The following is a 26960-nucleotide window of genomic DNA, read 5'->3' on the forward strand; positions in this document are numbered from 1 at the left end:
TAATAAGGGGAAAATGATTGATTTTTATGAATGTATGAAAGACACATATTACTATATAGGGAGAGTTATTCAATTCGCCATTCATTATTTGTTTATGGCGATAATGTTGTTGTTGCCATTATCTCTGTATTCAATCCAACAGTCTCCTGTTTTTCGTTCTGTAACTGTATCTGAAGGTTTATCCCATAATACGATAAATGCTATATATAAGGATACCCGTGGTTTCGTATGGTTAGGAACACAGATGGGATTGGATCGTTTTGATGGGGTAAATGTGACGACTTATCCTCAATTTTCCGGGAGAACTGTTTTTTCGATAGCAGAGACTGATTCTGTAAATTTATGGGTGGGTACAGATATAGGATTGATAAAGTTTAATCGTAAGACAGAGACGGTTGAACCGATTGCTTTAGATGGCAAATCTTTGTCTGTAAAAGTGGTTTTCGTGAGTAAGAAGGGGAAATTACTACTTGGTAGTTCACGTGGATTATTTCTGTATGAAAGTGGTGTATTCAGAAAGATTCTGCTGGACTCCAATGCCTTGTCTGCTGTGAATGGCCTAATGGATATTGTAGATGGAGAGGATGATAGTGTTTGGATTGCTTCAAATGGAGGATTGATCCATTATAATATGGAAACTGGAAGATCACGAGTGTTTGAGAATAATATTAGAGGAGGATTAAATTACTATAACTGTCTGGCTTTAATGGGCAATACTATTTATTTAGGTACGGCAAACCAGGGCATGCTGAAGTTTGATATTGGGCAGGAAGTTTTCTCCATATATCCGCAAATAGGTAATGGATGTATTAAGGATTTGGTACCTGTAGGTAATGATACATTGTATGTAGGAATCAATGGAAGTGGTGTCAAAATTATAAAAGCATCTTCCGGACAAGAAATAACGTCAATAGAACATTCTATACAGGAAGATGCCATTTGTTCGAATGCTGTTTATTCATTACTGAAAGATAAAAATATCCTTTATATCGGTACTTACATGGGTGGAATGAGTTATACGCCTACGCGTGGGAATACCTTTTCCATCTATGCTTTTAAGGATAAATTTGATTCCCATAATCTGAATGTGCGTGGGTTCTGGATTGGTAAACAAGGGCGAAAAGTAATAGGTACCCGTGACGGACTTTATTATATTTCCGAAGAAGAGAATATAGTGAAACATTACACTATAAAATCTTCGATATTACGTTCGGATATTATTTTGTCGGTTAAACCTTTGGGAGAAGATTATTTGATAGGAACTTATGGTGGTGGCATGTATTTGCTGCATGCAGAGACGGGTAAACTGTCTTTTTTTAAACCGGATGATTGCTTCAGGCAAAATTCATTTACCGGATGTGAAAGAGATAAAGAAGGCAAGTACTGGATAGGGAGTTCTTATGGGGTGTATGTTTATAATGAATTGACCGGACAGTATGTAAATTACAATAATAGAAATTCGTCTCTTGCCATAAATTCAATATTTACTTTAAAAGCTGATTCAAAGGATAGGATCTGGATAGGAGCGAATGGAGCTGTTTTTTTGTATGATATGTCAACCGGTACTTTCAAGTCGGATGTATTTCCTGAACATATAGAACCGTTTACAAAAAGCATACGGTATATTTATGAGGATAATCATAAAAATCTATGGTTTTGTGACGATAAAGAGGGAGTTGTTAAAGTTGATGAGCATTTTACTAAATTTGAGCATCTGACAGTTGATGATTTCCTTCCCAATAATTCGGTCATGAGTATTATTGAAGATCCGCATGATGGAGGACTGTGGTTTAGTACACAACGTGGTTTACTGTATATCAAAGATAATCATCACAAGATTTTCTCTCTTTATGATGGCATTCCCGGATACATATTTAATAACCCTGTACAGATTACAGATGATGGCTCTATTTGGTGGGGCAATGAAAGGGGATTAGTAAAATATACTTCTCAGCCTAAACATGAAAGAAAGGTGATTCCATTACCTCCTGCCATTACATCAGTAGCTGTTGCTGGTAGAATCCTTCAGACGGGAGATGAATTGTTGCCTTTTTCTTCTTCATTTATGGAGAAGATCTCTTTGCCTGCAGATAAGAATAATATTGCATTTACGTTTTCTGCCTTGAATTATGCTGTTGTGAATACGGATATCTATGAATATTTTTTGGAAGGGTATGATAAGGAATGGTTGACTTTGATGAAAGGCAATCAAGTAGCCTATACGAATCTTCCAGTTGGCAACTATGTTTTTAAAGTAAGGGCGGCGTCTAATCCGGGTGCGGTTATGGCGGTTAAGGTGGAAGTTGTACGGGGACTTTCTTTCACCTTATGGATGGTGGTACTTTGTTTTTTAACATGTTTGGTACTGCTCTATAGCTATTACGCTTTGCTGGGTAAATATAGAAAAATGAAAGAGGGTATGCGTGAGAATACAGTACAAGTCGAAGGAGTACAGAAGGAGAAGTATCAGAAATCCAGGGTGGATGAAGAAGTGGTATCACGGATAAAACAAAGGTTAACAGAATGTATGAATAAGGATAAGATGTATCTGAATCCGGATTTGAAGTTGCAGGATGTAGCGAATACTATTGGCTGCAATACGGGAGATTTGTCACAGGTTCTAAATTTATATTTGAATATAAACTTTACCGATTATATCAACCAATATCGTGTGGAAGAATTTATTATCCGCGTGCAGGATAAATCAGCTTCCAAATATACTTTGGCGTTTCTTTCTGAGCAGTGTGGATTTAGCTCCCGGACATCTTTTTTCCGTTCATTTAAGAAATTGAAGGGTAAATCACCTGCAGAGTATATTAAGGAGAAAGATATCATTTTAGAAATATAACTTCCTGAAAAGAGTACCAAAATAATTTGGTACTCTTTCTTTTTATATAATTAAAATATTGAAATATAGCTATTTATTGAGAAACTCGTTTCAGCCTTTAGGTTGGTACCTATTACACTTCTCAGAATGTCTGAAAAGAATTTCAACTTACTAATTTTGTTGTCGTTGAAATCAATTTGTTCATTTAAAAAGTGCTATATCATGAAACACAAAACCATTCTTTTGCTTGCTTCTTTATTTGTAGTGGGAATTGCTTGTAAGCAATTCAACCGGGAATTTTCAGTAAATACCAATATTGATTATTGTGAGACCCAGGCTTTACGTACATTGGCCATTGTTCCTTCTGGCTCAGAAGGAGGTATTCCTAACTCGATCGATGGAGATGATGTTAATTGGCATTTCACCAGTCCCGGTTCATGGACTTCAGGTTTCTGGCCTGGTATTCTTTGGTATTTATATGAGAATACAAAGGATAATATGTGGAAAGTTGCAGCTGAAAACTATACTCAAAAGATTCTTCCTGTAACTCACAGAAAAGCAAGGAGCCATGATATGGGATTCATTACGATGTGTAGTTTGGGCAATGGATATCGTTTGACGGGTAATACGGAATATAAAGAAGGATTATTACGTGCTGCTGATTCTCTTTCTGTTCTGTTTAATTCCGAAGTTGGTACTTTTCTGTCATGGCCGGGTATGGTGAGAAAGGAAAATTGGCCTCATAATACTATTATTGATAATATGATGAATCTTGAGCTGCTATTCTGGGCTGCCCGAAACGGGGGAGAACGCCGTCTATATGATATGGCGTGTGAGCATGCCGATACTACAATGAAATATCAGTTTCGCAAAGATTATTCATGCTATCATGTTGCCGTATATGACACGATTACCGGACATTTTATAAAAGGTGTGACTCATCAAGGACTGAGCGATAACTCCATGTGGGCACGTGGGCAAGCATGGGCTATTTATGGTTATACTATGGTATATCGTGAAACGGGAGAAGTGCGCTTTCTGAACTTTGCCCGAAAAGTAGCAGATGCTTATTTATCCCGTTTACCGGAGGATTTAATTCCTTATTGGGATTTTGATGCTCCCGATTTGTCTTCTGGAGAACCTAAAGATGCTTCCGCAGCGGCTATTACAGCTTCTGCTTTACTGGAACTTTCTACTTATGTAACCGAGCGTGACTCTTCACATTATTACTATGACCAGGCAGAAAAGATGCTTGAAGTGTTATCATCTTCTGCTTATAAGGCAGGAGATACAAAATATGCTTTTCTGTTACATTCGGTAGGTCATATGCCTCGTGGTGGAGAAGTTGATGCATCCATTATTTATGCAGACTATTATTATCTTGAAGCATTAATCCGTTTTAAGAGATTACAAGAGAAACGTTCTATACTGGCTAATTTATAAATATTTCCTTAATCTTATCTATTATGAATACACAATTGATGATTGCCGGATATTGTCCGGTTGGAAATTATTCTTTCGAGATAATTTATAAAAAGTATCACACTTTTTTCGTGCACTATGCTGAAAAAACAATGGGAGAGGAATTGTATGCTGAAGATGTTGTACAAGATGTATTTATCAATTTGCTACAGCAGACTAATTATTTTGTATCGGAAGGTGCAGTATTGAAATACATCTACAAAGCGCTTTATAACCGCTGTATTGATTTTATACGTCATAAGCAAATAGAACAGCATTATGAAGAAGTCTCTGGAAATGACTTTATATCTGCATTGAATAGAGATGGGCACAATACTCTTTTGACAAAAGAATTTTTTGTAATAGTAGAAAATCGTATAAAAGGGTTACCTCCTAAATGCAAACAGATATTTGTAATGAAGTATAAGAATGAGTATTCTAATCCGGAAATCAGCGAAAAGTTAGGATTATCGATACGAACAGTAGAGAATCAAATATATATTGCCCGCAACGTGTTACGAGAATATGTGGATTCTTATCTATGTTCCTAAAAAAATAGCGAAAATTATCTTTTGTTTGAGTGAATGAAAGTTTATTCCCGTTTAATCTATGTTCATTGAAGATATATTGACTAAATAATTAAATGTGATTTTTTATGTTAAACTTAAAATGCATGCTATGAATAAGAAAGACAAATTCTTTATGCTTTTAGCATTGTCCTGTTTGCCATTAAGTGAAATGGCTGCGGAACAAGCGGATGGTATGGCTGCATCTCCTATAACTCAGGAGGTATTGCAGAATTCGGTTAAAATTACCGGAAAGGTAGTGGATGTTCAAGGAGAACCGGTTATTGGTGCTACAGTAATGGAAAAAGGTACCACCAATGGTATCATTACAGATGTTGACGGTAGCTTTACATTAAATGTTTCTCCCAACCGGAAATTACAGGTTTCGTATGTCGGTTATCAGACTCAGGAAATTACAATTGGCTCCAATCGTACGTTGAGAATAACTTTGAAAGAGGACTCTGAATTGCTGGATGAAGTTGTGGTAGTAGGGTATGGTACGATGAAGAAATCAGATTTGACAGGTGCGGTATCCTCCGTTTCTACTCAGGACTTAATGAGAAGTGGTAGAACGGATGCGGTAGGGGCTATGCAGGGAGCTTTACCGGGTGTACAAATCCAGCGTTCGAATAATAAACCGGGTGGTGAATATAATATTCTGATCCGTGGCTTGAATACAATTAGCGGGAGCACGTCTCCTTTAATAGTGGTAGATGGCGTACCAGGTGCATCTTTATCTAATCTGAATCCAGATGATATCGAAAAAATAGATATTCTAAAAGATGCGTCGTCTACAGCAATCTATGGTTCCCGTGCCACTAATGGTGTGGTAATGGTTACTACCAAAAGAGGAAAGATAGGTAAAGTGAAAATTGACTATAGCGGTTATGCCGGATATAGGAAATATACCAATATGCCCGATATGATGTCCGGTGAAGAATATGTGCAGTTGGCGCGAGAGGCGAAGAGAGCTGGAAATAATAATGAATATGTGGATGATAGTCAAATTTTTACAGCCTCAGAATTGAAGGCCATTCAGGATGGTAACTATTTTGATTGGGTGGATGCGGTTTCCACGCCGGCCTTTATGACGAATCATACCATATCGGCTACCGGAGGTAATGAAATGGCTACTTACGCCTTGTCTGCCGGATATTATTTTGAAAATGGTATGCTGGAGCCTCAGGAATATTCCCGTTATAATCTTCGGGCAGTGGTAGATGTAGAGCCTAGTAAATACATGAAATTTGGTATTAATATGTATGGAACCCATTCTGTACGTGATACCGGTAATTCGGACCTGTTGCAGGACGCTTTCCGTTTACGTCCTACTTATCATCCGACTGACTTGGTGACAGGGGAGGAAATGTGGGCTTATTCCAATGGCCAATATAATGCGTTGACTACCATGAAGAATGAACTGAATAAAACAAAGAAATACAATCTGTTAAGCAATATTTACTTAGAAGTCACTCCTGTGAAGGGATTGACATTGAAAACTACTTTCTCTCCGGATATAAATCTGGAGGAGATCGGTCAGTACAGAGGTAAATATACGAAGGCTAATAAGGGACAAAATAAGGCAACCAGTAATTATGCGAAAAACAGTTATGTGGATTGGGTTTGGGATAATCTTGTGAATTATAATTTTCAGTTGAAAGATCATCGTGTTGATTTGACCGGAGTATTTTCGATGCAGCAGTCACAGGATGAGAAGTTGAAAGGAATTGGCAATGGATTGTCATATAATTCTTTGTGGTACAATTTGGCTGGGGGATCGGCAAGCAATACTTCTTCTTCAGGTTTTACCAAAACAAATTTGATGTCCTATCTGGCACGTGCCAATTATGTGTACAAGGACAAGTATTTTCTGACTGCAAGTATCCGTTTGGATGGTTCGTCAAAATTGGCGGAAGGTAATAAATGGGGAAGTTTTCCATCGGCTGCCGTGGCATGGAGAGTGTCGGGGGAAGAATTTATGAAGAGTCTGTCTTGGTTGAGCAATTTGAAGTTACGTTTGAGTTATGGTCAGACTGGTAATGATAATGTAAGTGCATATCAGACACAGGGCTCTATTAGCGGTGCTAACTATTATACATTTGGTTCAAGCGAGTCTATCGGCTATGTTCCCAATAATTTGCGGAATCTGGATTTAGGGTGGGAACGTACTACAGAGTATAATGTGGGCATTGACTTCGGATTATTGAATAATCGTATTTCAGGTAGTGTGGAATATTATAATCGTTTGACAGAAGATTTGATTATGAATAAGACGGTGCCTGTTACTACCGGCTATTCTTCTGTGAAAGCGAATGTGGGATCTGTCAGAAATGAAGGTTTCGAAGTAAACATTCATTCAGATAATATCCGTACCAAAGATTTCTCATGGAGAACCAGTCTGAACTTTGCCTATAACAAAAATAGGATTGTAGATTTGCAATATAAGGAAGATCTGACTTCCCGTGGACAATCTTTAGCAGGAATGAGTGGTGACTACAGTAATCTTTGGATTATCGGTCAGCCTATTGATATAAATTACAATTTGATGACATTGGGAGTATGGCAGTTGGACGAAGCCGAAGAAGCAGCTAAATATGGTTGTAAGCCGGGACAATATAAACCGTTAGACTTGAATGATGATGGTGTGATTGATGATAAAGACCGTGTGATTGATGGTAAACGTACTCCGGATTGGACAGGTGGTATGACTAATACATTTACATACAAGGAATTCGATCTGTCATTTCAAGCGGCCTTCCAAGCGGGAGCAAGAGCTAGAAACCAGTTTTATGTTTCGTATGCATTGGAAAACAACAATCTCAATTTTAATAACTTAAGAAAAGATTATTGGACTCCGGAGAATCCGACCAATGCTTCTGCACAGCCTAGCAACATGGGTACTTATCGGAGTAAAGCAGGATCATGGGGGAATGCGAAGTCAGAGATGTCGCATACGATGTTCTCCAGTGATTTTCTTAAAATCTCATATATTACTTTGGGATATACTTTCAAGCCGTCAGTTCTTGAAAAAATGAAATTAGGTAATTTGCGTCTATATGCAACTGTTCAGAATCCATTTATTTTTTGTGCAAAGGATGTGGTTGATCCTGAACAGTTGAATGTCAGTATCAATACATCGGATGCAATGACTCGAAATGTGATTTTCGGTATTAATTTATCATTCAAATAATTAGGATAATATGAAAGCAAAAAATATTTTTACTAAAGGTCTCCTGCTGGCGTCTGTATTCGCAGTTTCGGGGTGTTCGTCTTTTCTGGATGAAAAAAACTGGTCCAGTCAGTCTGCCGAAGAATATTATGCTACGGCTGAAGGATATGAATCTCTTATAAATGGAGCTTATTCCACTTTAAAATCGGTATATAATACAACAAATTATTTTCTGTTGACCCAACTTGGTACGGATTTGGGAACTCAGAATGACGGTACGGCTACCAATGCATTAAATCAGTATACGGTGGATTATGCTAATGACAATGCTACTGTTTACAATCAATGGAAAGTAGTATACGAATCGTTGAAAAATGTCAATGCCGCTATTGGTCGCGCCGGTGCGGTAGTTACAAAAGATCAGGATCTATTTGATGGCATTGATAAGGGGGTATTGGCTCAGCGGGTTGCGGAAGCCAAGTTCTTGCGTGCTTTATATCTTTTTGAAATCGTGAAGAATTGGGGACAAGCTCCGTTGATCTTGGAAGAGCCGACTTCACCTTCTACAACTTCGCAATTGAATGGTGGTGCTGATTTTTACAGACAAATTCTGGCTGATTTGCAGGATGTCATGGACTCTTCTCTTCCAATGAAGCAGACTTCGGCTAATTATGGACGCGCCTCAAAAGCTGCGGCAAAACATCTTCGTTCCCTTGTTTATTTAACTCGCGGATATCAGAGTTATGCGGAAGATGATGATTTTAAAAAGGCTTATGATGATGCCGTAGATGTAATTAACAATTCCGGACATGCCTTGTTGGATGATTATGCAATGGTTCATCGTCAGGCAAATGAAGAGAACGATGAAATTATCTTTGGTATTAATTTCTCTGCCGGATCAGGATGGAATAATAATATTCAGACTGAATTCTATTTATTTGTTTATCGTGAAGGTTGGACTGATTTGGGATTTTCTTCGATTTATTGTAATGATTATGCTTCTGTAATGCCGACCAAATATAGTTATTTATTATTTGACTGGAAAAAAGACAGACGTACGGAAGTTACTTTTATGAGCCCGTTGAATGGTGATCCGGCAACTTCTATAGATGGACGCGCTTATGGTAGAAACTGGTTTGAAAGTACGAATGGCGTGAATGTAGCAAAGGGAGATACAGTTATTTATTTCCCAGTTCCCGGAGAGAGTGGATATAAGCAATATACAGATGCTGAGAAAACAGCGGCCAACAACCGTGGGCGTTTTTTCTATAATTATCCCGAGGGAGCGTATACTGATGCCGGTAATGATGATTATTATAAGACAGGTTATCAGAGTTTTAACTCTAAATCACGCGCTTGGCTTCCTGTCTGGAAATTTAAAGATTGCAATACTCGTTATAACAGTTCAGGAACAGTCGAAAATGGAACTCGTGATATTTATTTGTTCCGTTTAGCTGAGACTTATTTAATTGCTGCTGAGGCTGCTGTTAAGATGGGAGATAATTCTAATGCTTTGTATTATATAAATCAGATACGTAAACGTGCCATGAATAATACCCCGGAAAGTGGATTGCAAGAATATGCAGGTACTGTTACAGTGGATAATGTATTGGATGAAAGAGCATTGGAACTTTATGGAGAAGCACCACGTTGGAACGACCTGCAACGTACGGGAAAACTGGCTGAAAGGGTTTTGAAATACAACTGGGATGTTACAAATATTACAGGTGGATTAATCCAGACCCAATTAAATGAGACTACTTTTAAAAGTAAATATAAACTTCGTCCTATTCCTGTTACATGGTTAAATACTTTGTCTAATGGACAGGAACTTGGTAATAATCCTGGATGGGAATAGGTATAACAGATGACTGATATTTAGAGGACTATCTTCATTTGTGAAGATAGTCCTTCTTCCCATTTTCTCTTTTACTTTGTTTTATCTTTACCTCTTGGACTTCCAATTATAAGATAAACATCAATACGGAAAAGAGATAAATATATCTAAGGTTCCTTTAAAAAGTATGTTTTTGTACTTTTATCTCTCCAGACCGTCCGAGAATACATATAAAAGAAAAAGGAATTTAAATCTTTCTGTATTGAGTAAAAACAACCCGCTATACGTCTTTTAATATAAAGATGATACATCAAAAACAATAATTTACTAACTTTTGAAAATATGAAAAAATTATTTGTAGGCGTATTATGTGTAGCTTTGTCTTTGAGTGTACAGGGCAAAGAGGTGAATATGACATCACCGGATGGAAAATATCAGTTTACGTTGAGTGATAGCGGTGGACAGTTACATTATTCTTTGACCTGGAACGGAAAACAGACAGTAAAACCTTCCTTATTGGGAATCAATGCAAATGTAGAATGGCGGGATGGAGTTGAAATCGGAACTGTGGATAGTAGTCGGAAAGATACGATCTGGCATCCGGTTTATGGCGAAAGAAGTGAAATTAAAGACTGCTATCATGCATGGAAAATAGTTGTCAACCGTCAGAACGGACGTGATAAGCTTATTCTTGATGTCCGAGCCTATGATGAAGGAATTGCCTTCCGTTACCATTTTCCGGGTGGACAATATCTGAAGATTACAGATGAGTATACAGAATATACCATGCCCGAAGGTACTAAAGCCTATTTTACTCCCAAAGCCCAGACCCCGTATTCTTATCTGCCTCTTGAAAACTGGCCGGGCAAATCGGACCGTCCGTTGCTGCTGACACTGGCAGATGGAGGATATGTCTGCCTGGCTGAAGCGCAAGTGGTGGATTATGTACGTACGAAGTTCAATGTGTCACCGACTAAAAAGAATACGGTTATATCGGCTATGTATGGTCCGGTAGAAGATATTGCTCCTTATTCTACTCCGTGGCGTGTAATCATGTGTGCTGACAAGCCGGGTGAGATTTTGGAACACAACGATATTCTGTTAAATCTTAATCCGCCATGTCGGATTAAGGATACTTCCTGGATTAAACCGGGAAAGGTGATGCGTGAAGTGACCTTGACCACAGAAGGTGGAAAAGCTTTGGTAGACTTTGCTGTAAAACGGAATCTGCAATACATTCATTTTGATGCCGGGTGGTATGGTTTTGAGTATGATAAGGCTTCTGATGCTACTACCGTAACACTCGATCCGCGTAGAAATCCGAAAATAGATGCCCTGAATCTGAAAGAAGTGGTTGCTTATGCAAAGCAGCATGGTATCGGAGTTATACTCTATGTCAATCAACGGGCTTTGCAGCAACAGTTGGATGAGATACTCCCTTTGTATAAATCATGGGGAATTTCGGGGATTAAGTTTGGGTTCGTGCAGGTGGGTTCGCAGGTGTGGACTAAGTGGATGCACGAAGCCGTAAAGAAGTGTGCTGATTATGGACTGATGGTGGACATTCATGATGAATACCGTCCGACAGGCTTTAGTCGTACTTATCCTAATCTGATGACTCAGGAAGGCATTCGCGGCAATGAAGAATTTCCGGATGCCACTCACAATGTTACGTTGCCTTTTACCCGCTTTGTAGTCGGAGCAGCCGATTATACGATATGTTACTATCGCCAGGACTTTGGCAGGCTGAACGTTGAAAAAGATAATTATGGTGTTCCCCGTTCTAAATCCATCCAGACTACACCGGCGCATCAACTGGCATTAGCAGCTGTCTATTACAGTCCTCTGCAATATATGTATTGGTATGATAAGCCTTCGGATTCGCAGGACGAACCGGAATTAAAGTTCTTTGATGATGTGTACACCACCTGGGATGATACGAAGGTTTTACAAGGTGAAGTCGGTGAGTTTATTACTGTGGCTCGCCGGAAAGGAGAGGAATGGTTCATAGGTTCAATTACAAATAATGATGCACGGACGTTACCGGTTGATTTGAGTTTTCTGCCTGCCGGAAAAGATTATGTGGCTGAAATCTATACGGATGGCGACAAATCTATTCCTACACGAACGAAAGTCAGAGTCTCAAAATTCCGTGTCAATGCCAAGACTGTGTTGCATTTTAATTTGAGGGCTTCGGGAGGTTCTGCCATTCGTTTAGTGCCCGAGCTGACTAAGGATAAATCTTTGAAAACCTATAAACAACAGAAGTTGTGATGAAATATGTAAAAGAGACAGATAAAAAGTTACGGTAGTGGTGTGGCAGTATGGTAGGAGTGCAGCACCTAAGATTCAAACGGCCGAACCTATTAAATAAACATCCTCTATTTGGTAGTTACAGTTATTTCAGGATGTAGAAACTACGTTCCACCGGTTCGGCCGTTTGTACTTTACCAGCAATACCGTATTGCCAGGCAACTACCGTTACTTTTACCGGAAATTTACTGCGGGGTGGGATAGGAGTGAATACAATTTGGTCTCCTTCTATTTCAGCCGGACCTTCTTTGATGTAGTAAGAGACGGGCAGTCCACAATCACTTGTGGCTTTTAAAGATAAAGAACCGCTTTCCGCTTTCACATCGGGTAATCCTGGAAATAATATATACTGCCTTTGCCCTTCCGTATTCCGGTAGGGGATGCGGATACTGACTTCCTGAACAGCACTTTTATACTTCCGGTCTCCTGTCTGGCTTGCCAACAGACATATATCACCGGTACGGCGCGGATTATTCATACCCATCCGATAGAAAGATACCATGAATGTGGTGTCATTTACCTTTTCTACTGGTCCACAGATGCGGCTGATTACCGGTGTTGCATCTGCATGTTCTTCAGATAGTTGGGCTCTCAGGGAATCCGTACATACGGCTTTCAGGTGGAAAGTGATTCCATCGGCTTCCGGATTGAAGCGGGGCTGTACACGTACATGCTGCTTCTTGTCGTATGTCAGTAAACTGCCGTTTTGCTCAAAACCCAGATACTGTTCTTTCTTTCCGCGGCTTTGTGTATACCGTGCTTCAGTCGCTTCCGCTATTTCACGGTCAAAATACCAGAAAGCATCATGAGGATCACCTTTATATTGTGAATAGGGGGCGGCTTTGACTCGCTTCTTCTGATCGGGATGCCAGCGTTCTGCCAGCCAGCCTTTGGTTGGGTTTACCGGATTCAGTTTTACTTTACCGTCTTTCGTTACTTCATCAGTCAGTCGTTGATTGATAGCTTTTTCCAGAAATAGAGCAATGTATGCGGCTGTCTCATCTGCCACATCGAAATGTCCCCGTCCTGCGTCACACAGAAATGAGATACAACTTTCAGGATACATCATGCGGAAGGCCAGTGCCGGATTTACCCGGGCTTCCCACCATTCATATTCTCCTTCAATCATCAGTCCGGGTATTCCATCTATATTACGGGTACGTCCCCATTCCAGATTCTCACGCCCGTAGCCGGTAAGGTTTGTGCGCGGAGCATCGCCATGCAAGGAAATGATAGCCAAGGTACGTTCCGGATTCCATGCGGCAAAATTCCAGGGATAAGTAGCCATAGCCGAATGGCCTATGGGGACGATGGGGACATTTTTCAGTTCGCTATATCCGCTGACGTCTGCCAGGTCGACCATCATTTTCTCAAATATCTGTTGTGTGCCTTTCGATACATCCCATTGCTGATCGATACCGGGAGTTATCCATACAAAGCCGATTCCCAGCTTCTGCATCTTTTCGCGGAAAAGGGGATTATCAAAAAGAGTTTCTTCGCTCATATTGTGTTGTCCTACAATAATTGCTTTTATCTGCATACAGTCAGCGGGTATTCACAAGAAAGCCGTAGGATTCCGGTTCGTTTCGTTGGAGACGAACCCGTCAAGAGTCACAGACCATTGCCATTCTCCTGCCCGCAAACAGGGAGAGAGGAAAAGCAAAAGGATCATTGAAAAAAGCAGTCTATATCTATTCATTGTTCTTTGTTTTTATGTTGTATAATACGAACGAAGAACAGGGTTTACTCAAATAAATCAGGTTATAAATCCAATAAGAATTCTTCTATGTTGGAACGATTGATTACTTTAAAGGAACTGTTTGGATAAGCTTCAATAACTGTTGGGGATATTTATATTTGGCACCGGGATTCCACTTGAATTCAAAGGTTGAAATCTGTCCGTCTTCTTCTTCTATATAGTCGATTTCTTTCTGTTGTTGAGTACGCCAGAACCAACTGTTACAATAACTGTCAGAATAAGCGTTGTGCTTGATTCGCTCAGATATAATGAAGTTTTCCCATAATGCACCCGCTTCTTCGTGAGTGCGACTTTCGAGCATAGAAAAATTAGCCAATACGGCATTACGAATTCCGTTATCATAAAAATATATTTTCCGGCTTGCTTTCAGCTCATTGCGCAGGTTTCTTGCGAAGGATCCTAAACGGAATATGACATAATTCTTTTCGAGTACATCAATATATCTGTCAACAGTTTTTGTGTCAAGTCCTACTAATTGCCCTATTTCATTATAAGAAACCTGTGAACCGATTTGCAGAGCTAATGCTTGAAGTAGTTTTACCAGCTTTTCCGGCTTCCCGATAGAATCAAGAGCAAGGATATCCTTATAAAGATAACTGTCGTTCTATCATAACTTTAAGAGAATAGTTGCATAGGCAAAGATAAGGTATTTAAAACAATGATTCCACAAATCTTATAAGATTTGTGGAATCAGCCTGCTTTCTCTGTAATTCTGTGCGTCTTAGTATTCGTTAATAATCGTTCATTTAGAGGCTTCTTTCAGTTGTTCCGTCAGCTTATCCATATTTTCCGGGCTGGCTGCCGATGGGAATTGCAATTCCCCTTCTTTATTGACAATGGCATAATGCGGGATTGACAGTATGCCGTTCCGCCCGAACTTCTCATAAATTTCCATTTTGAAAGCCTCGTTGATGATGACATGCTCTCCTTTTAAGTTATAGTGCCCTGTCATCTTTTTCCAAAGTTCAGCTTTTTGGGGAGTATCGATGGAAACATACAATAACACGATATCATTTTCAGCAGCATATTTCTGCAAAGGTTTGATGTGTGCAAACGAAGCACGACAAGGACTGCACCAGGTAGCCCATACGTCGATAAAGATCACTTTACCCGGATATAAGTCAGTAATTTCCTTAAAGGTGCGTACACTGTCCGTATTCAATATATGAATGTCTTTCGGAAGTTCGGTTTCATTGAACGCTTTGTTCTTCTGTATCGCTGTTTCTAATTTCGGCATCAGTACGCTTTTGGGATATAATGTCTTGAACTCCTCATACAATGCAGAAATACCGTTTGCAAAATATTCGCGGCTTTCATCTTCTAGAATGAGAAGTCCCATTGCAGCTTCTTGTACCCGGCCTTGTAGATTTGCTTTATACCAATCGAATAACAACTGATTGCGTTCATTGTCATCATTCGTGCGCCTTTCATGTTTCATGAAAATATCTATGCCTGCCATATTCGATATGACATCTGCAAATGCGGGAGAAAATACGCTTTCAGCCTGACCGATGTTTGCAAAATCCAACATCTGGGCGTAAGCGTCGTCCCATTCCTTCCTGACCATTTCGGAACCTCTCCGGTAGTTACCGAAATATTGATTCATATATGCCATCAAAGCCTGTATACGTATATCTTGTACGGCTCTCTGCCTGAACTGATCGTCCACTCCTGCCACTTCTTTTTCTAATGTAGTAGCGTAGTCTGTCAGCTTTTGATATACGGATGAGGCAACCGTGTCCTTACTGACGTTAAAGACATCTCCCCGGCGTGCACGCAGATTAAATACGTTTTCATTCAGATCAGCCAACTTCTTGAGTATTTCATTTTCTTTCGTCAAGCCGTCAACTGGGTTTAGTTCATTAGATTTGGAAGCATCGATATCAAGCGTCTGTTTTCCCGGAGTAAGATAGATACTGCCTAAGTTTCGCTCACCATATAGAAAAAGAGTCAGCTTTTCGTTACCATTTACAGGTAAGGTAATCTGATACGTGCTGTCGGCATTTAAGCGTAAAGTATCAATCTTGTTCGGTAAGTAAATGCCATCTGTAGTGATGTTATATACAATGGGAGCGCCGGATGTATTCGTTACTTTGCCTTCTAAAGTAATGCTCTTCTGGGTACATCCGCTTAGGAGCATAGTGGTTGCTATGCCGCCAAGGCATAAAGATTTGATGAATTCCATTATTTGTTTTTCATTTAGTTCATAATCTGAGACGCTAAAATAGTAATAAGGTTACACTGGGACAATTATTTTCTGTTATTTCTCGATGATTACTTATTTAATCTTAATACCTTTTATAAAATCATTGGTTACTACCCCTTTCAAGTCTTTCATCCGTTCTCCATTGATTACTACATTTTCAAACGTCACGTTTTGCACGGTTCGTTCTTTGTCCAATCCTTGAATTAACGATGGATTTTCTCCCACACCTGTATATGTAATATTCCTGAAAGTAATGCCTTCAATACCGCTTCCCGGCTGTTTATCATATTTCTCGTTGAAACGTACTTTTACATAAAACAGCCGTCCTTCCTGAATATTCTCTACCCGGATATCTTCGAAAAGAACATTACGAACCTGATTCTTATCACCACAATCCACTGTCATGCAACCCTGATAAATCGGATCATCCTCGTCATGTTCCAGAATGTCGATGTTACGGAAAGTCAGATTCTCTATTACTTCTCCTGTCGGTGAGTCCGGATCGCCATGACCACCTATATTAATGGGATGTGCCACATCTGCCCAAAGAATAGAGTTCTGCACTGTGATATCCGATGAACCTCCCCACCAGTTCCAGCGGTGATTGTACAAAGCAATACAATCGTCCGAATTGCGCATAAAGACATTGTCAATAAGTACCTGGCGGCAACACATCATATCTATGCCATCGCTCCAACCTTTGCAACTGAATGATTTCAGGTTTTTGATGGTGATTCCTGTAGACCCGCCGCCGAATACCGTATAATGGTCAGGGTTCACTACGGTAATTCCATCTATCAGTACATTTTTTGAGTCGGTTATCTCTATACCCCGTATCGGATGATCTAAGATACCTCGTCCGATAATTCGGACATTTTCCGCTTTATCTACCAAAAGTTTCGCTTTTACTACTGCTCCCGGTGCCAGATATACGGTGGTATTACTGGGGATACGGATTTGATTATTAGGTAAGTCTTTAGGGCGGTGGACTCCCGGACCGAAGTACATAATGTCTTTTTCTACCTTATCATATTTCTCTGTTTCTAAGGGATTGGCAAAAAGATGCAGATTGTGCAGTCGGTCGCCATTAAACTCGATGGAGAGATATTGCGGCTTTTCCAAAGTGAAAAGAATGGCGTTTTGTATCTGTTTGTATTCAATGCCTTTACTCAAAGGGCGTATAGCCACTTCACGCACGGTGCCATTGTTCTTCTTCACCATTAGTTCTACAGGACTTCCCATATCGAATTGCACCATAGAAGCATCCTGCACTTTGTCCATATCTACCTGTACGTTGTATTCGAACAAGTCTTTCCATTCACCACCGGGAATGCGTACACGTATGGTATAGTCATCATTATGCGGCATTCCGGTACTCAGTGTACCGGGATAAGTCACTAACTGTGCCTGCATGGATAAGCAGAAAAGAGTTGATAAAATTGTTGTAATAAACTTCATTGTATAATTGTTTTTTATCGGTGCTTCTATACCTGCTAATATACGAATTAAAACAGAAGATCACTCAATACGATTATACAATTCTATAAAAAGAATACGGAGCTCATCACGGGCTCCGTATTCACGAGATGAAAAGGATTGGAAAAAACGGGTATATATATTGGTTAGATGAGGGGCTTATTCTTTTTTATGATAAACAAGTGATAGAGAAAAGGCCAAATTCCTCCTTTTCCGGATATCTTATTCTCATAATCTTTCATCATTTTTTCATGGATTTCGAGGATTTCATGTGTATAATTCATCATTTTCTCTAAGTTCTCTCCTAGTTCTGTTTCCCGTCGGGTGTGCTTATGAATTTCCTCTAATAAATCGTCGTTGACTTTTTCCAGACGGGCTTTTTCCTGATAAAGCCAATTCAAATGCTCTTTTCGCACTCGTTCCATCATGGTATCATCAGGATAAGATTTTAGTGAATTAAATTCGAGAGCTTTGTCAAGTTCGTCAGTATCTATCAGTGGGTCATTGTCTTCATAAGGTTCTGTGCCTATAGAAGAGCATGTCAGATAACGTAACCTAATCCATTCGCGGATTTGCTCTTTCGGTATGCCGTATTTCTCAGCTACTGACTTTGTAGATAACCAATTAGCCATATAGTGTTTGATTATAAGTTTAAAATCAACCCTATACGGCTATAATGGCTTTATTATAAAGGTACGGGGCATTACTCTATCCCTAAGGTCAGGTATGTAGCGCACCCTTAACGCAGGAAGAGTAAGCCCGTACCAATAACTGATACAGGCTACGCTCATCCGGTCGTTAGATACAAATCGCTACATTTTAACCTAACCGAAGGAGGACATGATATATGTTAAAATATCATCATGTCAAATAGTTCAGTTGCAAAGATACGTCTTTTTTCACATTTAACAACGAAATCATAGATTTGTTTCTCCATTTTGCGTAACTTTTCTGTTTTCTTGGAAAAGTGGCATAAAAAGTGTCTCTTTGCCTTGGATAAGTGGCGTAATTATGGTAGTTTTGTCTTGGAAAAACGGAAATAGGTGTTTTCGTCGTTTAAGGTAAACTGTAGAAGCCATGCTGAAAAGAAAGATTGACCATTACATTAAGCGTTATTATGAGACCACTCGTAATGCTTTGCTTGTTACCGGTGCGCGCCAAATCGGTAAAACTTATTCTATCCGGGAATTTGGAAAGTCGTTCAAGAGTTTTGTCGAGATAAACTTCATAGATAATCCTGAAGCCGTAGAAGTCTTTAGAGGTGCAAAGGGGAGTGCGGATATACTGTTTCGTTTGTCGGCTATGACTACAATTCCACTGATTAAAGGTGAAACACTCATATTTTTCGATGAGGTACAGAAGTGTCCTGAGATGGTTACAGCCATCAAATTCTTAGTAGATGAGGGTTCGTATCGTTATATTTTGAGTGGGTCACTGCTTGGCGTAGAGCTGAAGGATTTGCGTTCGGAACCTGTGGGATATATGGGAATCAAAGATATGTATCCCATTGATTTCGAAGAGTTTATTTCGTGTGTGGGCATTAATGATAAGATAATCGACTCTCTGCGTAATGCTTGGGAAAGTCGCGTGGCGGTGGATGAATTTGTCCACTCTAAAATCATGGAATTGTTCCGCTTGTATCTGGTTGTGGGCGGTATGCCTGCTGCCGTGAGCAAATATATCGAGAGTAATAATTTGCAAGCAGTAATGTCTGTGCAGCAGGATATCATTCGTTTGTATAAGCGTGACATTGCTCAATATGATCCTGATAACAAACTTTATATAGAAGAGATTTTTAATCTCATTCCGCCTGAACTCGATGCCAAGAATAAACGGTTTATCTTGAAAAAACTCAATGAGAATGCCAAGTTTGAACGTTATCAGAACAGTTTTCTTTGGTTGAAAAATGCGGGTGTTGCATTATCTGTTTATAATGTGGAAGAACCTAAGATACCCTTATTGCTTGCTCGCTCACGCAATCTGTTCAAACTTTTTCAGAACGATATAGGCTTGCTCGCCGCTCAATATGCCGAAGGCATTCAGTTACGAATTATCAGGGGTGAGAAGAATATTAATTTTGGTTCCGTATACGAGAATGCGGTTGCTCAAGAATTGGTGGCGCATGGCATAGAACCCTATTATTATAACAATAAGAAGCGAGGCGAATTAGACTTTGTCATCGAACTTGACGGTAAAGTATTACCCATCGAGGTGAAGTCGGGAAAGGATTATGAGGTGCATCGTGCTTTGTCTAATATCATGGATTGTAAAGAGTATGATCTTTCCGAGGCTGTAGTGTTCTGTAATGATAATCTACGAGTGGAGGGCAAATTAGTGTATGCTCCCATTTACATGGTGATGTTCCTTGAAAAGAGTAATGTGGCGCCAACTTATTACAAGGTCGATTTGTCGATGTTACAGTAATCCTCCAGCAACGGCGCATCAGTTTTGGAATGTATCAACTATGTTTCTTGAAAGTTTGAAGTATACTTCAAACTTTTAGCGTATGGAGTCACATTTTTGAATATAATGTCGCATCAATGAGGGTATTAGAGAAAATTGGATTTGAGAAAGAGGCAATTATTAAATTGTCCGTCATAAAAGAAGGACGAATATTTAATGAATACATATATAGCATTATGAATATATGAAAGATGAAGCAATAAAACATATAATTAGCAGGTGTAATCTAAATGAAATAGTTGATATACTGTCCGATAAATTGAGTGGTTCAGAGTTAAACTCTTTGCTATTAGAGGTGTTTGACAGGCGTACCACAAAAGAAACACCATCTTCCTTATTGAGTAAATACAGTAAAAACAAATTGGCTAAACCTGCACAATTAGATTTTCTGGAATTTAAAGAGGAAGAATTGGAATGCTGTAAAATAATTGCGAATAATAACTATGAATTAATTGAGTTATCCCCTGTTGCTCAATTAGGTACAAGTAGTGTAATGGCAACAGTAAATCAAAAAAAAGTTCTTACAGCACTAAGAAACACGGAAGTTCAGTCCGACCCAACAAATGCAATAGCTTTGCATTATGCTTCATTAAAGAAAAGTAATGAACTGTCTGAGAAAACATATAATTTTGGTAATGTATCAAGAGTTATAAGAACTCAGGTTTTCTCAAACCCAAATTTTACGCCTCATTTTCCTCTTTTGTGCCTAATCTCGTGCGGTATGGATACGGGTAGTTTTGAATTTGAAAGAACTGAATTGCATAAACATTTAGCCATAACACAGAAGGTCTGCAAAGAAGTCTTTGGGTTTGAAAATATATTCTTTGAAATTATACCCTGCAAAGGATATGATGAAAAAAGTCAATTGGTATCAGATACCTTTTTTTATACTAAAAATAGCGGTTTGGATATTCGTATTGCCAAATCAGATTCACATAATAATTATTACTACGGCATTAGAATTAAAACTAAGATTATTATTGATGGGGTAGAACATGAAATAGGTGATGGAGGATTACTTAACTGGACTCAAAACTTATTGGCAAATAAAAAAGAACGTATGCTCACAATGGGGATAGGGATACAATTATTGCACTTATTTAAGAAACAAAAATGTTGAAATCTAAAGTCATATACGAAAGCGAAATAAACGAACATGTTAAGGTTATATACACCTATAAAGATACTTGTCAATAATTGTTGCACCTCAAAAAGTAGACACTGGAAGGTAGAAAAAAGATAGAGATTGGTTATCTTCGTAAGTGGATAAAGGAAGCGCCCTGTAGAGAGGGGGTAACCCGAACGAAAGGGCGCTTCCTTAGCCCGTTTTGATTACCCCTGTCATCTACCGGAAAGGAGAAACTTTTATGGCAAAACATTTGAATCCATTGGAAAAAGAGTTCTTGATACGTAAGTTCAAGAGCAATTCCTTGATTAAGTTAAGTGACTTCTGTACAGTCAACAACATCTCTGACACAGCCTTCAAAAAATGGATAAGGCAGTATGATGAAGGTGGCTTAGAAGGTCTTGCGCGTGCTGACGCAGAGCTAAAGGGTGTTCTTCCTGAGGGTCTCAACCCTACGGAAGAAGCCTATAAGCGGGAGATTCTGCGACTCCGCATAGAGAACGAGCGTTTAAAAAAAAATTATGTGGTACGTCAGACCGAGGATGGGCAAACGGAGTATGTTCGTTTAAAGCCGAAGAATTTAAAATAGTCGATATGTTGTCAAGAGACTTTGCGATAGCGGATATCTGCCCCATGATGGGTGTGAGCCGTGCCGGCTATTATAAATGGAAGAGGCGTGAACCTTCTATGCGTGACATCACTAGGGAAGCGATGGTCGAAATCGTCGAACAGATCCATACGGAGCATCCGTCACATGGATACCGTTGGACGGCTGCTTATATACGTCATAATCTCAACCTCATTCTCAGTGACAACTTCGTCTATAAGTGCTTCCGATATCTTGGAATACAGTCTGAAACCTGCCACAAGGTGCATTATAAGCCTCGTAAGGTACGTGATCGATATCCTAATCTGATATTTTCCACATGGGATACGGTCGACCGTCCCCGCCAGGTGATAGTATCTGACATGACTGTACTTAAGTTCTGGATATTCTATTTTGAGCTGACTTTCTACTTTGACGTATTCACTAAAGAGATATTGTCCTGGAAGTTGGCCGAGCGTAGGGGCGCCCGTGAACAATATGTGGATGGATTGAAAGAGGTAGTGACCCTGTTGAAGGGCTCTTCCGAGTCTGTTGTACTTCATACGGATCAAGGCAGTGTTTATTCATCAATGGCTTATAATGACCTTATAAAAGATACTGTGATAGTAAGGTCTATGTCACGTGCCGGGAAACCCACAGACAATCCCGTAAATGAGGCTCTTAATGGATGGATAAAAGAGGAACTGATGATAGACTACCGAATTGACAATTGTCGTTCGCGCGATCAGGTAAGAACTGTTTTAGAGAACTACATGGAATACTACAATAAGCAGCGCCCCTGTTTTGCTATTGGGTATGATACTCCCGTAGGCTATCGGAAGAGATATTACAAAGGTGAATTAGACAGAAAAGACACTTTTTCTAAGAGGGAACTATCCGAATTACCGAAATTTGTACAGAAGAGGAAAAATCATGCTGATAATCAAAAGGTTGAATAAGGTGTCTACTTTTAAAAAGAAAAACTTGTGAAAATAGATGAGAATGTCTACTTTCGCAAAAGAGAAATTAAGAAAAAGTGTAGTATTGACTACTTTTAAAAATAGTATTAACTAAAGATTATTTTTAGTGTCTACTTTATTGAGCTGGTACAATATTTAATTCTTTATTGTCCGGCTACAAAGATGATATTGAAAAGTATGCACAACGTCCTAAAGAGCAAGATATCCTTCGCTATATTTTGAATTATGGCTGGGGATTGGCCGGGCAACGCTTCCAGTTCTCCAAATTCTGTAGTTCTTCCTATAAGTCGGCAGAAATGGGTAATGCGTTCAGAACTTTGGAGAAAACTCTTTTGTTGGAACTGGTCTATCCATTGATTTCCACTTCATTTCCTATTCTTCCGGATTTGAAAAGAAGTCCGAAATTGTTGTGGTTGGACACTGGATTGGTTAATTATGTGGCTGGAATGCAGGAGAGTTTGTTGTTCACTTCTGATACAGATGAATTATGGAATGGACATATTGCTGAACAGGTAGTAGGACAGGAATTGTTGGGGGCTTCTTTTGCCTTTGGAGTCAAACGCATGTTTTGGGTTCGCGATGCCCGTAATTCACAAGCGGAGGTGGACTTTGTATATAAATATAAATCACATTTGATACCTGTTGAGGTGAAGACGGGGGATAATTCTAAGCTGCGTTCTTTGCATCAGTATATGGATGAGTCCCAAGAGGACATTGCTTTGCGTCTATGGAACGGACCCTTGACTTCCGATTTGATACGTTTGCCTTCCGGCAAACAATACACATTATATAATATGCCATTTTACTATGCCGGACAACTGGAAACCTTTTTCAATAATAAGTTTGCATAGTTTGTCAGCACTTCAGCACAACTCCATTGAATCTATTGAAATACAAACGGTTGCCTGGTGACGGCAACCGTTGTGATAAGTGACGACAAACCGTTTGTCGTCACACTGAAAAATAAATTATTATAACTTTTCTACCCAGTATACAATACCTTTGCAAGTTCGTTTATATTCCAGATTATTCTTCCGCAATATCCTCCCAAAGTGATTTACATTGCTTGCTGTCAGCTTAATATCCCTATTCTTACTCCGTAGATGTTCCAGTATTTGCATGGGAGACAAGTATTCGCCTTCTTCTCTCTCTTCCGGTGAACGAAAATAACAATGGAATAGCTGCTCAACCGGGCTCATTTGCTCGAATTCCCGGTTCGTTTCACGCAAAATAGCCTCATCGGCATCATCAAACCAATAACGTTCGCCCTTTACGATGGCTTCCATCGCCTGTGCATAGAGTTGGCGGTAGTTGATGGTTACGTTTGTATCAATCGGTGCGGTCACTTCTATACAGATGAAACGGCGGCTGCCGCTCGGATCGGTCAGCAAGTCTTTCTGATTGCTTGTCCCGATGAACGAGGCATAGCGCCGCATTTCCTGTATGCTGCTGCCATACGGTTTGCGCAGGTTGGCTACGGGCTTTTGTAGTAAATGTTTCAGAAAGCCTTGTTGATTGATGCTGACCTGGTCGAACTCATCAATGTTAATCAGCATGAAGCGCCCCAGATACAGTTCCGCATCCCGTTTGCTCTTGAAGTCCAGACTGTCGGTATAGCCGAAGCGGAGTTCAGGTGGAAGAATGATGCGGCAATAGGTCGATTTCCGAAAACCCTGCGCACCCACCAATAGGGGAGATGTACTGTTGGAATGCAACTTATCGAGCCCCCTCCAATGCGCCACCATATTCAGGAACCAGCGGTAGAAAAGTTCCCTCCAATGAGGATTGTTGCAAGGTACAAGGTCGGCCAATGCGCGGATGCGGTCTTTTCCGTCCCAGCGGCCCAGATTGCAGAGGTAGTCTTCCACCGGATTATAAAGCGGTACTCGATTGGAGGATAAATACCTGTTCACATCCCTGTCCCACACACGGATACCTTCTTGCAGGGCATCCATTGCCACGCTGTTTTTTACGCGCTGGTCAACGGGCTGGAAATAAAAATGAATGGAGTCCCGTTGCCGGTATTCCAGGTCGCTCGTCAAAGCATTGAAACGGAATTCGTACCTGCGTTCCATAAATTCATTTAGTCGGAAAGCAGTATCTTGTTCCGGTGTCAGCGATTTTCTTTTGCCAAATCCTTTGCATTCCTGATAGAGGTTGTGGACAGTTGTCCGCACGGTTGGTTCGTCCGTCTGCTTGAAATAATGTATCATGACTTGGCGTACAGTCTCTTCCTCCGGTATGCCTGCCTTGAAACAGTGTTCTGCCAGGCACACCAGCAGTTGCTGCAAGTCGTCGCCCCGTTTCCATTCTTCCATTTCATTCAGTGCTTTGCTGAGGGTTGTTTCAAACAATAATGTGAAGGTCTGCGAGGTTTCGTAACCCGGTTTCAGTCTTGACAATGGGTTCTTTTCCGTCAGTTGGCGTTGCCGGAAAGTTTCTTCGCCGGGCATACCGAAGGGCTGCTCAAGGCAGAAAGGAATGGCTTGCCGGTTGAAGTAGGGATATGCATCAAGCGTCATGCGGCAGCTTTGCGTCATAGAAGGCTCTCGCAGCGTGATGGGAAACGGCAATATGGGCTGGTAGCATTGCACTGCCATGCGGTAGGCGTGTGCGTGAAAAGACTCCATGTTTTCTTCTTTCACCGGCAAATTTCCGTCCGGCAGGGCGAATTTCACCCAGATTTTCACACTCCGTCCACTGCTTCCGGCAAAAGCCGCCCAAGTTTGCGGTAACAAAGCCGCCTGCCGTTTCACCAGTTCCACTTCGGACAATCCGGCCAAATGGTTTACTTCCAACATCACTACGCCGTTGTAGTGTTTCAGTTTTCGCCCGTTGTCTCTGCTTCTTCCGAATTCCACGGAGGGATAAATGCGCGGCAACTTGTCGATGTGTTCATAGTATCCTCCGCTGTCAGGATTCGTGTAAAGGAGCATGGAGCGCAATCTTGTGACGTGTTCCTCTTTGGTTTCTGTTTTTATCCGGTCTATCCATGCGTCAGCTTCGCAGGTGTTGAGGGTTTCTTTTCCACTCTCCCGGTCTTCTCTGATAAGAGTTATTTTCATCCGTATATGTGTTTTGAAATAATTGAGCAATAAGGGTTATTCCTTAGCGACTGCAAGGTACGCATAATATGCGCTGAAAGCAAATTATAAATGCCTTTTATGATTCTATTTATCCTTAAAGACTGTCGTCCTAAATGCATGAGAAAAATTAACGAATACTTAAGGGCAAACTTGCTTTTGCCTTATTGATTTCGTATCTTTGCTTACTCTAAAACTTCGTCCTGCAATTGCGGGCCCGACGGTTTCGATATGGGAACCAAGTAGCCTGCAACTGCCCACCGGACAGCCCGCAATTGCAGGACGAAGTTTTAGAGTAAGCATAAGAATATTTATCCTAAGCCAAAAGCACAAAAACGACAGACTATCTGCACATTTCTCTGCCTTGTTTTGGCTTTCAATCACTTAAGAAGAACAGTATTAACCCTTTAAACAGAAACAAAAAACAATGGCAGCACAGTATGACTTCCAAAGAAGACCTAACCCGAAGGGTGACGGTGAATTACAACCCTTGTATCCACGTATCGTGAATAAAGGTACGATTGACACAGAGCGTTTGGTTAGTGACATTTCCCGAATGTCCAGTTTCAGCCCCGGTGACATCCATGGTTTGTTGGCGGCGATAGAGGATCGGGTTTCATATTATTTATCCGAAGGACACCACGTTCAGTTGGGCGACATGGGATATTTTTCGGCAGGCCTGCAAGGCCGTCCGGTGATGGATCCGAAAGAAATCCACGCGCAGACTATCTTTTTCGGCAAAGTACATTTCCGTGTATCACCCGATTTCCGCAAGCGGTGTGCCGGTTCTGTGGAGCGTGCCAAATATGGTTTCCGTAAGAGTGCGGAGCTTGGCGGTGCCGAGCGTTACCGCCGTTTACTGGTGTTTTTGGAGACGCATCCCTTCATTACACGCAAAGATTACAGCTGTATCACGGGACTTTTGAAGAATAAAGCACTGGATGACCTCAATTTGCTTGTGGAAAAGGGATATTTGAGCACAATCGGGCGTGGTTCGCATAAAGTGTATGTACGTGCTAAACCACAGGAGGTTAAATCGGAAAATCCGTAAATATATCGAAAAAACCAGTGCTGATAAACAGTTTGTCAGCACTGGTTGCAACGGTTG

At 40.3% G+C, this 26960-nt stretch carries 15 protein-coding genes and 3 pseudogenes; 12 read left to right on the forward strand and 6 right to left on the reverse strand.

The window, feature by feature from the left end:
* The first annotated feature begins 34 nt into the window (after positions 1–34).
* The 6 genes from K6V21_RS15700 to K6V21_RS15725 all read left to right on the forward strand — a co-directional run bounded on the left by K6V21_RS15700 (position 35) and on the right by K6V21_RS15725 (position 12134).
* On the forward strand, positions 35–2848 hold the full coding sequence (locus K6V21_RS15700) for a two-component regulator propeller domain-containing protein (protein ID WP_408912890.1): 2814 nt from the start codon (positions 35–37) through the stop codon (positions 2846–2848).
* A gap of 201 nt (positions 2849–3049) precedes the next feature.
* Positions 3050–4270 carry a glycoside hydrolase family 88 protein gene (locus K6V21_RS15705; RefSeq protein ID WP_224319195.1) on the forward strand — a complete coding sequence of 407 codons (1221 nt, stop codon included), beginning with the start codon at positions 3050–3052 and terminating at the stop codon, positions 4268–4270.
* 23 nt (positions 4271–4293) lie between these two features.
* Positions 4294–4839, forward strand: a complete 546-nt coding sequence (locus tag K6V21_RS15710) for an RNA polymerase sigma-70 factor (RefSeq protein ID WP_007216158.1) — start codon at positions 4294–4296, stop codon at positions 4837–4839.
* Between the two features lie 127 nt (positions 4840–4966).
* Positions 4967–8044 carry a SusC/RagA family TonB-linked outer membrane protein gene (locus K6V21_RS15715; RefSeq protein WP_224319196.1) on the forward strand — a complete coding sequence of 1026 codons (3078 nt, stop codon included), beginning with the start codon at positions 4967–4969 and terminating at the stop codon, positions 8042–8044.
* 10 nt (positions 8045–8054) lie between these two features.
* Complete coding sequence (locus tag K6V21_RS15720) at positions 8055–9881, forward strand: RagB/SusD family nutrient uptake outer membrane protein (RefSeq protein ID WP_217713280.1); 1827 nt, start codon at positions 8055–8057, stop codon at positions 9879–9881.
* Positions 9882–10202: 321 nt separating this feature from the next.
* Entirely contained in the window at positions 10203–12134 is a 1932-nt protein-coding gene (locus K6V21_RS15725; RefSeq protein ID WP_224319197.1) for a glycoside hydrolase family 97 protein, read from the forward strand.
* A gap of 124 nt (positions 12135–12258) precedes the next feature.
* On the opposite strand, the pseudogene K6V21_RS15730 reads toward K6V21_RS15725, so the two are convergent.
* From K6V21_RS15730 to K6V21_RS15750, 5 genes and pseudogenes are all read right to left on the reverse strand, one after another.
* Positions 12259–13872: pseudogene (locus K6V21_RS15730) on the reverse strand (hypothetical protein).
* Positions 13873–13934: 62 nt separating this feature from the next.
* A pseudogene (locus tag K6V21_RS15735) lies at positions 13935–14536 on the reverse strand (DUF4143 domain-containing protein); the annotation flags it as partial.
* Between the two features lie 138 nt (positions 14537–14674).
* Positions 14675–16117, reverse strand: coding sequence for a redoxin family protein (locus K6V21_RS15740; protein WP_224319198.1), 1443 nt, complete (start codon positions 16115–16117; stop codon positions 14675–14677).
* 93 nt (positions 16118–16210) lie between these two features.
* Positions 16211–17596 carry a glycosyl hydrolase family 28 protein gene (locus tag K6V21_RS15745; protein ID WP_224319199.1) on the reverse strand — a complete coding sequence of 462 codons (1386 nt, stop codon included), beginning with the start codon at positions 17594–17596 and terminating at the stop codon, positions 16211–16213.
* 164 nt (positions 17597–17760) lie between these two features.
* The gene (locus K6V21_RS15750) at positions 17761–18246 is read right to left on the reverse strand and encodes a hypothetical protein (RefSeq protein WP_224319200.1); all 486 of its coding nucleotides are present in this window, start codon (positions 18244–18246) and stop codon (positions 17761–17763) included.
* A 445-nt stretch (positions 18247–18691) separates the two neighbouring features.
* On the opposite strand from K6V21_RS15750, the gene K6V21_RS15755 reads away from it, so the two are divergent.
* The 5 genes and pseudogenes from K6V21_RS15755 to K6V21_RS15775 all read left to right on the forward strand — a co-directional run bounded on the left by K6V21_RS15755 (position 18692) and on the right by K6V21_RS15775 (position 23620).
* Positions 18692–20038 (forward strand): ATP-binding protein, encoded by a 1347-nt coding sequence (locus K6V21_RS15755; protein WP_224319201.1) that lies wholly within the window; start codon positions 18692–18694, stop codon positions 20036–20038.
* Positions 20039–20261: 223 nt separating this feature from the next.
* Positions 20262–21197 carry a hypothetical protein gene (locus K6V21_RS15760; protein ID WP_224319202.1) on the forward strand — a complete coding sequence of 312 codons (936 nt, stop codon included), beginning with the start codon at positions 20262–20264 and terminating at the stop codon, positions 21195–21197.
* Between the two features lie 247 nt (positions 21198–21444).
* Positions 21445–21792 (forward strand): hypothetical protein, encoded by a 348-nt coding sequence (locus K6V21_RS15765; RefSeq protein WP_224319009.1) that lies wholly within the window; start codon positions 21445–21447, stop codon positions 21790–21792.
* A pseudogene (locus tag K6V21_RS15770) lies at positions 21765–22748 on the forward strand (IS3 family transposase); the annotation flags it as partial. The gene K6V21_RS15765 and the pseudogene K6V21_RS15770, both read left to right, overlap by 28 nt.
* Before the next feature lie 167 nt (positions 22749–22915).
* Positions 22916–23620 carry a DUF4143 domain-containing protein gene (locus K6V21_RS15775; RefSeq protein ID WP_224319203.1) on the forward strand — a complete coding sequence of 235 codons (705 nt, stop codon included), beginning with the start codon at positions 22916–22918 and terminating at the stop codon, positions 23618–23620.
* A 120-nt stretch (positions 23621–23740) separates the two neighbouring features.
* Here K6V21_RS15775 and K6V21_RS15780 read toward each other — a convergent pair whose 3' ends face one another.
* Positions 23741–25834: a BT4734/BF3469 family protein gene (locus K6V21_RS15780; protein ID WP_224319204.1), complete on the reverse strand. Its 2094-nt coding sequence runs from the start codon at positions 25832–25834 to the stop codon at positions 23741–23743.
* 445 nt (positions 25835–26279) lie between these two features.
* On the opposite strand from K6V21_RS15780, the gene K6V21_RS15785 reads away from it, so the two are divergent.
* Positions 26280–26903, forward strand: a complete 624-nt coding sequence (locus K6V21_RS15785) for an HU family DNA-binding protein (RefSeq protein ID WP_224319205.1) — start codon at positions 26280–26282, stop codon at positions 26901–26903.
* The last annotated feature ends 57 nt before the right edge of the window (positions 26904–26960 follow it).

This window comes from Bacteroides cellulosilyticus (assembly GCF_020091405.1).
Lineage (GTDB): Bacteria > Bacteroidota > Bacteroidia > Bacteroidales > Bacteroidaceae > Bacteroides.